The following is an 8088-nucleotide window of genomic DNA, read 5'->3' as shown; positions in this document are numbered from 1 at the left end:
TGGAAAAGCCCTGTCGCCTTCGAACGCAAGGTGGCCTAAACGAGCACTTGGGGCGGCACGAAATCGGGACAGGTCCAGCCTTCACCTACAATAGACAGGTCAGCCGCCTCGCTCCGATCCAGGAACACAAGATGATCCGCAAAGCGATCGAGCGCGGCGTTCCCGAAGAGAAGATCGCGCTCGCGCTCGACCTCAACATGAGCAGCATACGACGCAAGGCGCGCCTACTGGACGGCATCTGCGAAGAAGCTGTCGCGATCCTGAAAGACAAGCCGTGCACGAATGCCGTGTTCGATGCGCTTCGCAAGATGAAGACCATGCGCCAGATCGAGGCGGCCGAACTGTTGGTCAACGCCAACAACTATTCCGTCGCCTACGTGAACGCGATCCTGGCAGGAACACCGCAGGCCCAACTGGTCGAATCCTCCAAGCCGAAGAAGGTCAAGGGCATCACGCCCGAGGCCATGGCGCGCATGGAGCAGGAACTGGCCCGTCTGCAGGAGGGGATCGCCTCGATCCAGGACACCTACGGCCAGGATCATCTGCACCTGACCGTGATCAAGGGCTATGTCGGCAAGCTGCTCGGGAACGCCCGGGTCGTGCGCTACCTGGCGCAGAACCATCCCGAGTTCCTCGGCGAGTTCCAGACGATCACCGAGATCACGCCGGCCGAGGCCGCCGACGCCGAGTAGCCGTTCGCGGCGAATGAAGGGGACCCGGACCCGATAAGCGCGGGGACCGCGGGAGACGCCGGACTGTGGGCCGGATCGAGCGCGGCGGTGGGGATGGCGGCGAACCCGCTCGGAGCCCACCAGGCCGGCTCGAGTTTTCGCCGGCCGCGTGGCCGTGCATGCGGCTGCGTTTCATCGGGGCGTGCCGGAGGCAGGGCAACTTCGGCACGCCCACTTGGCCCATTGCAAAACATGGTGAATCCGCGTCGACTTACCACGGAACTTCGTCAGGGATTGATCCCCTCAAACCGACGGCACTCGGTCAGGAGGCTGACCGCAGTTTCAAGCCGATCAGGTGTGGGCTGGGGCGGATTTCCCATCGTTGTCGTGCCTGGGGTCAATGCCCAACCGCCTTCATCCATAACGATGCGCAGACGCATGATTTGCTTCCCACGGGTTCTTGCATCGGCAAGGCCCCTCCCGACCGACCAATAGGCATGTTGAGCCATGATCCAGTTCTCGATCAGCCGAATAAGAAAATCCCTGGGAGCCAGATGTTTCCAGGAATCGGCGTCTTTTCGTGCGCGCGCCAACGGGAGCCTGTCTGAACTTTCAAACTGATGCGCCTCTCTCGGTGCCTCGGCTAAGCTGAATGCCAATCCACGAATAAGAGCCGCAACGAGTAACGTAGGATCACGTGGACGTCTTTGCAGTTCAGTCTGGATGTCTCGAAGCAGTGTGACCGGGTTTCCGGCAAGCGCGGTCTCTGGCACCCAACTTATTGCTGATTTTGGGAGGTCAGCACCTGCGCCGAGCTCGTCGAGGAACGAGCGCGCAATCTGTCGCGTTGTCATCGGCCCTTTCATCAACGTGCCGACCGTCCAATGGAAAAGACCTTCGAGAGTGAGACGAAACAGCTGTCTGACCTGGAGCTCTCGCCATTGCGTCGATATCTCCGGACGAAGCGCCGCCTCGCGCCAAGACGCCGGCAGGTCCGCCATCCGAGTGCGCAATGCGTCAGCAGTCGGCGCGGCCTCCGCCAGGTCCTTATGCGCGGCTATAATCAGGGCAATTCCCTTGCGGCGGACGCTCGACGCGTGAGCGCCACCCAAACGATCAAACGCGACCTCTCGTTCTCCTTCGGTGACCCCGTCCAGTGCCCACAACTTTCCCCATCGGGCAGCATCTTCTCGTGATACCGTAACTGGGCCAAACTTATTGAACGCGTCATGTGTCAACTCGGTGCGAATGGCGTCTTCGAATTCGTCGATCACCGGGTCGAGGTCTGGATTGGGCTGAAATACGCCGATGCCGGACTCGACAGGAAATAGCCAACCGAGTGTCCGAAGGCTTGGGCCATAATTCAGCGGCGAAATGATTCCAGTGGACTCACGTCGCATGTCCCTGCGTGCCACCCATCGGGCACCACCGAAGTGGTATTTTGGTGCGGTCATCAACTCCTGAATGGCTTGCCGTCCAGGAAGGTCACTCTGAGGCATGTGCAAGAATTGTGACCATGCATAAATTGCTTCGAGGCGATCGACAAAATCGCGCATCTGTTCGTCTTCGGCCCCTTTAATTCCGGTGGACTTCACGATTGTTCTGACCCGACGCCACGCCCAAGCCATGACGATGTAAGGACGTACATGCCGAGCCACGTTGTTCAGATCGGGAAGTACCTGATCCATCAGATCGAAGTTGATTTGCCGTAGGCCTAGGGGGTCGACACCACCAATTGCCATCCTTGAGGCTGCTACTGGCCGCGCTTCAAGTTGCTGGTGAGCTTCAATCAGCATGTCCTCGACTGACGGCATGGTTAGCAATCCTTGTTGAGGATGACGCGACCGCAGCAATCGCACACCGCGACCCCTTCGGACTTCAAGGCGGACCTTTTTGCACTGGGCAGAAGAATGTGCTTCCGTGGGCAGAGACCCGTAGCCTCTTCCACAACGGATATCTTGGCGAAATCGTTTGGGTTATGGAGAGCACGAAGGAGTCTTGGCCAATGAGGAGACTTTTTCAGGCTGTCGAACCCATCGTCAGGCCCGCGGCCCGCGGCCGCCTCAAGATAGGAATGGATTTGCTCCCCAATGGTAACGGCAATTTGCGCCCTGTGTAACTCCGCCACCAAGTCTACCTGCGGATTGAGCACTTCAATAAACGCCGGAATGCAGTCGGGATCTAGCTTCACCTTGTTGAGATCGACGCCCCTTTTGAGGAAGAAACGCCGCGCCATGATTGGGCTTGACCCCTCTTGAAGTGTGCCGTGGTAGAGCAAGGCAGTGGCAACAATCGTGTCAGCTTCCGGGCTGGACAAGTCCGAAACTTGATGGAGGATCCTTCGCACCCAAGATTGGACCTCATGGGTTTCGGGTCGTATGCGATCTGTCAGGAAATGGGCCAACGACAGGGCTAGCGGGGCCGCCCCTCCTTTTAACGCGGGGTCGAGGATTACCTCGAGAAGCTCCGAAAAATTCCTGCGCGACTTGTCTTTCGCCCTTTGCTGGGCTGACGCCCGCTCGCTCAGGCCCTCCACGTCGTCTTCATCGACGTCATCGCCTCCAGAGGCTGCATCTGGCCAAGGGCCACGGATCTGCACGAAACTTGACCGGATCATTGCCATCGCCCTCTGCCAGGCGAATTGCGGATCGCTCAGGTCACCGGATTGTGGCGCTGACGTCAAATGAGCCGTGGTCAAATCGCTCAGTGTGATGAAGGTCGTGCCTTGGGTGGTATTCGCGGCAGCCGACGACCCGCCGCCGCTGACCGACGCGATAGCAGGAAGGCGCCTGGGATCTTCCTTAAACCAAGCAAGAATCGCAGCCACATCTTCGGGCGTGTCCGTTCCGCCAAGCATGGCGATCAGTTTCGATGCAATCGAGCCGGTTCTCCGAATTAGTTCCAAGGTGACCGAAATTGAAAGAAATCCTTCCCAAGAGCCGCGATCCTTTTCCAGCCGCAGGACGAGGCGGCCCGTCTTGAGAGCGTCCAGTTCGAAGCCCGCAGCCGAAAGACTGAACTGCCCCTGTTCGTCAGCTTCGATCTCTCCAAGAGCTGCCGAACGCAGCGGGCTTCGTAAGCTTGCCTGCATCTTGCCGCTTCCATGAGGCTTCAAGATGCGGCCGACTACCGTGTCTCCTTCCAATTTCGCATGTAGAACGCCCAACTCGGCTTCGGTATCCGCTTCCTTTTCGTCATCGGGGGCTGAGCGGACGGGCGGAGTGCCAACCGATGTCTGCCAATACAACTTAGTGTCCTGCTGCACCCTGAGGACGCTGGCTTCGATGTTGTTGCCAAACAGTCCTGCGTTCGTGGCGTTGGCGCTGCCCGCTACAAGGAGCCGGCCTTGCTTGCATTGAACCTCCATCGTCTTGGCGTGTAGCCTGCGATGATCACCGCGCAAATGGGAGAGCGTCACTGGCTCCCATTGCTGTTTCGAGGCATATGGCCAAGGCGGGGCAATACCGGCGCCGACGCTACCAGACGGGTGTGAGTGCAGAACGAAATTGTCGCAATTGGTCATTGCCTCCAGCTTCGAGATGCCATTTCCATCCAAATCGAAATAAGGCGATGCCACAGCGATGCGCGTCGCACCGCCTAGCTCTTCGGCATAAAGAGCGATCTGTTCGGCAATCGGGGCGTCAAGACTATGCAAGAGCCGAAACTGGCCATTGCGCTGGCCGCGCTCTGCCGCTTTCCGAAGGTCCGTTGCCACCTCTCGACAAGCATTTCCATCGGTGGTCTGTACGGCATCCGACGTCGCCAAGGCCTCAAAGAAGGCCGCGCCGTCATCGAAAGCATCGGCAGCAAAGCTGGGATGCAAATGTTCGATGACCTCGAGGTTTCCACCCCAACCTGAAAACGTCAGATTCCCTGATCCAACCAAAAGATGTGTGTCGTCGTCATTCGACAGAACACTGATTTTCGGGTGGAAGACTCCCGGCCGGTTGCAAACGACGGGCGAGATTTCATAGTCCCGACCGACGCGGCGTGCGCCCTCTTCACTCAGCGCTGCCCGAACCCCCTCCAGGTCGGACAAGATAAGCGCGCCGCGCGCCCGCCCGCGAAGCAAAGCATCGAGGATAACTGCTTCGAAAAAGGACAGGCTGAGCGCGTAGGTCGTAAGAACGACTCGTGTCCATGGAGCTGATGAAACAAGATCAACCGGGTTCAATGCAATCTACCCAGTCGCAGTCATTTGATGCGCATCTTCAGAATTTTGCATGTCTATCGGCCTTCGAAGTCCACCGCGTTTAGCTTTGATAGCCGATCAAGGTTGCAGTTGGCAAAGGTCGCAGGACAAGCTGGTGGGACGCGACGACGAGGTCCAGCTCATTGATTCGACTGCAACAACGCCCTTTGCTTAGTTTCCTCGCTGATCCCTTCGGCAAGTCTGCCCGCGCGATAGAACTGGACGGGGATCACCTCCGGATCACGCGACGCCGTCGAACTTCCTCCATGTCGCTGCAGTCGCTGGCGAGCGCTCCATCCCTTCGGAAGGGAATGCTCGGGACCGCACTGACTATCAGCTCCGACGAACTTGACGATGTGGTGCTGAAGGCAGCAAGCCGCCGAGATGCACACGAATTCTCATTGCAGATCACGGCGGCCTGGACCCGCTTCAATCTTGCAGCCCTGGAGAAGGAAGCAGCGCGACTGGACAGGATCCTTGCCAGGGTGGTGTCGCTCGCGGCACCGTCCCAATATCCCGCCGCGTGTGAGATCGCGCCGTTGCTTGACGACGCCCGTGCTCTGGATTCTGCGCTCTTGTCGAAGCTGAATGCCGAGGCTATCGGGCCTGAGGCCGTCGCGCGTATCGCGCCCGTCCGGAAGTTTGCAAGCGATCCGCGCACGTTGCGGGCCAACGGCATCGCGGCCTTCGTCACCGCCGAACTGGACCGATGGAAGGATTTCTTCGACAACATCGAGAGCAATCCCCTGACGCCGGAGCAACGCCTTTCGGTCGTCGTGGACGAGGATGCGACGCTGGTCCTCGCCGGTGCGGGATCGGGCAAGACAAGCGTCATCACCGCCAAGGCCGCCTACCTCGTCAAGGCGGGCATCCGTCAGCCGGAAGAAATCCTGCTTCTGGCCTTCGCGAAGAACGCGGCGGAAGAAATGTCGGAACGGGTCGAGGCCCGATCCGGCGTTCCCATCGTGGCGCGGACCTTCCACGCGATTGCCTATGACATCATCGGGATCGTCGAAGGATCGAAGCCCGCCCTGGCCGACCATGCCACTGACGACATGGCCTTCACCAACCTGATCAAGCAGATCCTGAAGGACTTGGTCTACCGCCTGTCAGAGGTATCGAAGGCGATCATCCAGTTCTTCGCGCATTTCCTGGTCGAGCCCAAGACAGAATGGGACTTCAAGACCAAGCACGATTTCTACACGCACATGGAGAGCCAGGACCTGCGGACGCTGCAGGGCGAAAAGGTCAAGAGCTACGAAGAACTGCAGATCGCCAACTGGCTCTACGAGAACGGCGTCGAATACGAGTACGAGCCCGTCTATGAGCACAAGATCGCGGAAACTGGCAGGCGCGATTACCAGCCGGATTTCCGGCTGACCGAAAGCGGAATTTACATTGAGCATTTCGGGGTGCGCCGCCAGAAGGTGGCCGATGGCAGCGAGCGGCTGATCACGGCGCCCTTCGTGGACCGCGACGAATATCTGGCTGGCATGGACTGGAAGCGGAAGGTCCACGCCGAGCACGAAACCACGCTGATCGAGACCTACAGCTATGAACGGCAGGAGGGCCGCCTGCTCACCGGCCTCGCCGAAAAGCTGGCACCGCACGTAACCTTAAAGCCTCGCTCGCCCGACACGATCTACGACCGGATTGTCGAGCTGAAGCAGGTCGACGACTTCTCCAAACTGCTTGGAACCTTCCTGCGCAAGTTCAAGAGCGGCGGCTACAGCTTGCAGGACTGCGAGACCAAGTCCAATCAGATGAAGCTGGGCAAGCGCGCCCAGGCGTTCCTGGACGTCTTCGCGCCGGTCTTTGAGGAATACCAGAAGCGCCTCGATGGCCGGATCGACTTCGAGGACATGATCCTGCGTGCCGCGCACTACGCCGAGACCGGCCGCTATGTCAGCCCCTTCCGGCACATCCTGGTCGACGAGTTCCAGGACATCTCGCAAAGCCGAGCGCGACTGGTGAAGGCGCTAAAGGCCCAGCATCCGAATGTTCGCGTCTTTGCAGTCGGTGACGACTGGCAATCCATCTTCCGGTTCGCCGGGTCAGATATCCATCTGATGCGCCATTTCGGGCGGGAGTTCGGCGGCGCCTTCGATGGCGAGGCTGGCGTGCACCGCACCGTCGATCTTGGTCGCACCTTCCGCTCGGTCGACCTGATCGCCTTTGCCGCCCGGACCTTCGTGCTGCGGAATCCCGCCCAGATCCAGAAGCAGATCGTCCCGGCTGGAACCGCCACCGAACCTGCGATCAGGGTCGTATCCGTGTCCAAGGGCGAGGATGAGGCGAAACTGTCGGAGGTTCTTACCGCCGTGTCAGCCGCTTTGGCACCAGAGGCAACGCCTGCGACGGTGCTGCTTCTCGGCCGTTACCGCTTCGTCGAGCCAAACCTCCGGGAACAGAGACGACGCTTTCCGCGGCTGAAGATCAGCTTCAAGACTATCCATGCCTCCAAGGGGCTTGAGGCCGACCACGTCATTCTGCTGAACGCCGATAGCGGACGCACAGGATTCCCGTCAGAGATCGTTGACGATCCTCTGCTATCTCTGGTGTCGCCGGAGGAGGAAGCGTTCCAGAATGCCGAGGAACGGCGAGTCATGTATGTCGCGATGACCCGGGCCCGGCACACACTGACGATCCTCGCCTCGAACGCCCGGCCATCGTCCTTTGTTACCGAGCTGAAGAAGGATCCCGCCTACGGCATCGTCGCTCCACCAGGCGTTGAGCTGGAGGAACACGGCTGCAGCGAGTGCGGTGGGCGGCTGTTGGGCGTCACCGGGAAGGATGGCCGCATCTGGTATCGCTGCGAGCACGTCCAACATTGTGGCAACCTGCTGCCCGCCTGCCAATCCTGCGGAACCGCTCTGCCCCGCGGCACGGATGGAACGACCGCAGTTCGATGTGCCTGCGGCGCCACCTATCCGTCGTGCCCTCAATGCGAAGATGGCTGGCTGATCGAACGCAGCGGCAGCTACGGAAAGTTCCTGGGCTGCGTCCGCTATCCGACCTGCGTCGGGAAAGCGAAAACATCGAGCGGTGACCGGTCCACACTCACGAAGCCGCGACGCCGAAACAGGGCCTGAAATGAGGTCCATATTTGTGCCCATCGTCAGGCAATGCATGCGCAGGCGCCCCTGCGATCATCTACTTGCGGGTAGTCCCTGCCGCTAGTTAACAGCGCGAGTCAGGGACCTGGGTTGGGCAATGCGCCGGGGT

4 protein-coding genes are annotated in these 8088 nt (G+C 59.8%); 2 read left to right on the top strand and 2 right to left on the bottom strand.

Annotated features, from left to right (window positions below; translation table 11 throughout):
- Window positions 1-692: plasmid partitioning protein RepB C-terminal domain-containing protein (locus J5474_RS21470; RefSeq protein ID WP_245216639.1), on the top strand; the 692-nt coding region annotated here is incomplete at its 5' end.
- Window positions 693-958: 266 nt separating this feature from the next.
- Here the strand turns inward: J5474_RS21470 and J5474_RS21465 are convergent.
- Window positions 959-2485: a hypothetical protein gene (locus tag J5474_RS21465; RefSeq protein ID WP_209363939.1), complete on the bottom strand. Its 1527-nt coding sequence runs from the start codon at window positions 2483-2485 to the stop codon at window positions 959-961.
- A 2-nt stretch (window positions 2486-2487) separates the two neighbouring features.
- Entirely contained in the window at window positions 2488-4845 is a 2358-nt protein-coding gene (locus J5474_RS21460) for a phospholipase D-like domain-containing protein (RefSeq protein ID WP_209363937.1), read from the bottom strand.
- A 284-nt stretch (window positions 4846-5129) separates the two neighbouring features.
- Between J5474_RS21460 and J5474_RS21455 the strand changes: the two genes are divergently transcribed.
- Window positions 5130-7955, top strand: a complete 2826-nt coding sequence (locus tag J5474_RS21455; RefSeq protein WP_209363935.1) for a UvrD-helicase domain-containing protein — start codon at window positions 5130-5132, stop codon at window positions 7953-7955.
- Window positions 7956-8088: the final 133 nt, after the last annotated feature.

The sequence above is a fragment of the Sagittula salina genome, from assembly GCF_017813235.1.
GTDB classification, from domain to species: Bacteria; Pseudomonadota; Alphaproteobacteria; order Rhodobacterales; family Rhodobacteraceae; genus Sagittula; species Sagittula salina.
This window is presented reverse-complemented; position numbering and strand designations above follow the sequence as displayed.

Excerpts from the sequence above, each read along its gene's own strand:
- J5474_RS21465 (WP_209363939.1), bottom strand. The coding sequence starts at position 2,485 with ATGCCGTCAGTCGAGGACATGCTGATTGAAGCTCACCAGCAACTTGAA.
- J5474_RS21455 (WP_209363935.1), top strand. The coding sequence starts at position 5,130 with ATGTCGCTGCAGTCGCTGGCGAGCGCTCCATCCCTTCGGAAGGGAATG.